This is a genomic window from Streptomyces sp. NPDC040410, assembly GCF_055595715.1.
Genome location: NZ_JBVIVK010000059.1, coordinates 1 through 3,880 on the forward strand (window position 1 = coordinate 1; position 3,880 = coordinate 3,880).

The 3,880-nt window shown below is 73.1% G+C and carries 1 protein-coding gene; it reads right to left on the reverse strand.

Going from position 1 to position 3,880, the window contains the following annotated elements; genetic code table 11:
- A partial coding sequence (locus ACZ562_RS38190) for a type I polyketide synthase (protein WP_471189293.1) occupies positions 1-3,880 on the reverse strand: 3,880 nt, incomplete at both ends.

Below are 3,880 nucleotides of genomic sequence, written 5' to 3' on the forward strand. Positions count from 1 at the left end.
CGCCCTCGGCCCAGCCCGTACCGTCCGCAGCGGCGCCGAACGCCTTGCACCGGCCGTCCGCCGACAGGCCGCGCTGACGGCTGAACTCCACGAACGTCGAGGGAGTCGCCATGACGGTGACACCGCCGACCAGCGCCATCGAGCACTCGCCACTGCGCAGCGCCTGGGTCGCCAGGTGCAGCGCCACCAGCGAGGACGAGCACGCCGTGTCGACCGTGACCGCCGGGCCCTCAAGGCCGAACGTGTACGAGACCCGGCCGGAGGCGATGCTGCCCGCGCTGCCGCTGCCCAGGTAGGCGTCCATGCCCTCCGGAGCCGTTCTCACACGCCCGCCGTAGTCGTGGTACATCACGCCGGCGAAGACACCGGTCCTGCTGCCCCGCACGGTCGCCGGGTCGATCCCGGCCCGCTCGAACGCCTCCCACGACGTCTCCAGCAGCAACCGCTGCTGCGGGTCCATCGCCAGCGCCTCACGCGGCGAGATCCCGAAGAAGTCCGGGTCGAACTCGGCAGCCTCGTGGAGGAAGCCGCCGTGGCGCACGTAGGACTTGCCGGAGCGCTCGGGGTCCGGGTCGTAGAGGTTCTCGACGTCCCAGCCGCGGTCCTCGGGGAAGCCCGAGATCGCGTCGCCGCCGGAGGCGACGAGGCGCCACAGGTCTTCGGGCGACCGCACGTCACCCGGGAACCGGCAGGCCATGCCCACGATCGCGATCGGCTCGTCCGTCTTGGTCACCGCGGCGACAGGGGCCTCGGACCGCTCCTGGACGCCCAGCGTCTCGGCCAGCAGGAAGCGGGAGAGCGCGACGGGCGTGGGGTGGTCGAAGACCATGGTCGCGGGGAGCCGCAGCCCGGTCGCCGCGTTCAGCCGGTTGCGGAGTTCCACCGACGTGAGCGAGTCGAAACCGGCGTCCTGGAACGCGTGTTCCGGCTGGACGGCCTGGGCCGAGGCGTGGCCTAGCGCGGCGGCGACCTCGGTACGCACCAGGTCCAGCACCACCTGCTCGCCCTCGGCCTCCGGCAGCCCGGCCAGCCGCTGACCCAGCGATCCCTTCGGCGCGGTCTGCGCCGTGCGCCGCGCGGTGCCCCGTCCGGGACCGCGCAGCCCTCGCAGGACCGGCGGCACCGGGCCCTGCAGCCCGCCCAGGTCCAGCCGCAGCGGGGCGACCACGGCCCGGTCCAGGGCCAGTGCCGCGTCGAACAGCCGCAGTCCTTCGTCGACGGCTATCGGGGCCAGGCCCACCCGCTTGAGTCTGGCGAGGTCCGCCTGGTCGAGCCGGTCGGCCATGCCGCTGCCCTGCTCCCACAGGCCCCACGCCAGCGACGTGGCGGGGAGCCCCCGGGCGCGGCGGGCTTCGGCGAAGGCGTCGAGGAAGGTGTTCGCCGCCGCGTAATTGCCCTGTCCCGCGCTGCCCAGGATTCCGGACACCGAGGAGAAGACGACGAACGCCGACAGGTCGCTCGTCAGCTGATGGAGGTTGAGCACGGCGTCGGTCTTCGGGCGCAGCACCTTCTCCATACGCTCCGGGGTGAGCGCGGCGATCACGCCGTCGTCGAGGACTCCGGCCGTGTGCACCACGGCCGTCACCGGCGTGCCGGACAGCACCTGGGCGAGGGCGTCCCGGTCGGCCGCGTCGCAAGCCGCCCAGCGCGCCTCGGCGCCCCACGCGGCCAGTTCGGCCTCCAGCTCCGCCGCGCCAGGGGCCTCCGCGCCGCGCCGGCTGAGCAGCAACAGGCTGCGCACGCCGTGCTCGGCGACCAAGTGCCGGGCGACGAACCCGCCCAGCGCACCGGACGCACCGGTCAGCAGGACGGGGCCGGCGCCGAAGTCCGGCGTGCCGGTGGCTGCCCCGGTGGCCTTCACCAGGCGCGGTACGAAAACCTCCGCGTCGCGGACCGCGAACTGCGGCTCACCGGCAGCGAGCGCGGCGGGCAGCACACGGACCGCTGCCTCCGTCTCCTCGGCCTCCGCCAGCACGATCCGGTCCGGGTTCTCCGACTGCGCAGACCGCACGAGCCCCCACACCGCAGCGTGAGCCAGGTCGCCCGGACGCGTCACCAAGGCCAGACGCCCAGGACGCTCCTCCGCCAACCACCACTGCACCAACGCAAGAACCTCACTCGCGATGCCGTGCACGCGGTCGGCGGTCTCCGTACCGGACCCCGCCGGGCACGGAACGACGACGACGTCCGGTGTCCCTTCCGACTCCCGCAGTGCGTCGAGGTCCGCGACGGTCTCGATCATCAGCGCGTCGGTGGCGGAGGGAAGAGTGAACGGCGTCCACTCCAGCCCGAACAGCTGATCGCCGCCAACGGCACCGCGCAATTGCTCCGCCGAGGCGGCCCGCAACGACAGCGACTCGACCGAGGCCACCGGGGCACCGGCGCCATCGGCCACGGCCAGCGTCACCGAACCGGTGGCCGTCCGCGACAGCTTCACCCGCAGCATCGCCGCACCGGCCGCCTGCACGACGACGCCGGACCACGCGAACGGCAGGGCCGGGCTGTCGTCCGGCGACACCAGCCCACCGGCGGCCAGCGCGTGCAGGGCGGCGTCCAGCAGCGCCGGGTGCAGGGCGAACGCCGCCGCCTCGGCAGCCGACTCGTCGGGCAGCTCGACCTCGGCGAAGACGTCGTCCTCGCCGCGCCACACCGAGCGCAGGCCCTGGAAGACCGGACCGTAGTCCAGGCCGGCAGCAGCCATGCCCTCGTAGAACGCCGTCAGGTCGACGGCCTCCGCACCCGCCGGCGGCCACGCGCCGAGGTCCGCGGCGGACGGTGCCTCTGCCGAGGACAGCACACCCGTCGCATGCCGCAGCCACGAACCGCCGTCGACACGCGAGTGCACGCTCAGCTGCCGCCGGCCTGACTCGTCCTCCGGCCCGACAGCCACCTGAAGGGTGACGCCACCGCGCTCGGGCACGACCAGGGGAAGTTCGAGGGTGAGGTCTTCGATCCATCCGCATCCGGTCTCGTCGCCCGCACGGATGGCCAACTCGACGAACGCGGTGCCGGGCAGCAGAACGGTCCCGTTCACGGCGTGGTCGGCGAGCCACGGGTGGGTTTCGAGGGAGAGCAGCCCGGTGAGCAGGACCCCGTCGCTGTCGGCCGTCGCGATCGCGGCACCGAGCAGTGGATGGTCCGCCGCCCCCAGGCCGGCGGCCCGGACGTCACCGGACGCCTGGGGAACGTCGAGCCAGTAGCGCTCGCGCTGGAAGGCGTACGTGGGCAGGTCGACGCGGCGGGCGCCCGGGAAGAGCGCCTGCCAGTCGGGCGAGATGCCGTGGGTGTGCAGCTGCCCGACGGCGGTGACGAGGGCGTACGGTTCGGGGCGGCCGGCGCGCAGGGAGGGAACGGTGACGATGTCTGTGCCGTCGTCGAAGCAGCCCTGGACGAGGGCACTGAGGACACCACCCGGGCCGATCTCCACGAACGTGGTCACACCCAGCTCGCCGAGGGTCTCGATGCCGCCGGCGAAGCGGACCGCCTCACGGACGTGCCGCACCCAGTACTCGGGGGTGTACCCCTCGGCCAGCCGGCCGGTGAGGTTCGAAACGACGGGAATCCGCGGCTCGTTGAAGGTTAGACCGCTGACGGCCTGCGCGAACTCCTCCAGCATCGGATCCATCAACGGCGAATGGAACGCGTGACTGACCTTCAGGCGGGAGGTCTTACGACCCTGCTCCCGGAAGGCCTCAGCCATGGCGAAGACCACGTCCTCGGCTCCGGAGACCACGACCGACCGCGGGCCGTTGATCGCCGCGATACCCGCCCTGTCGGTCAGATGCGGCAGCACCTCGTCCTCGGCCGCCTGGACCGCCACCATCGCACCACCCGCGGGCAGCGCCTGCATCAACGCGGCACGCGCCGACACCAGCTTCGC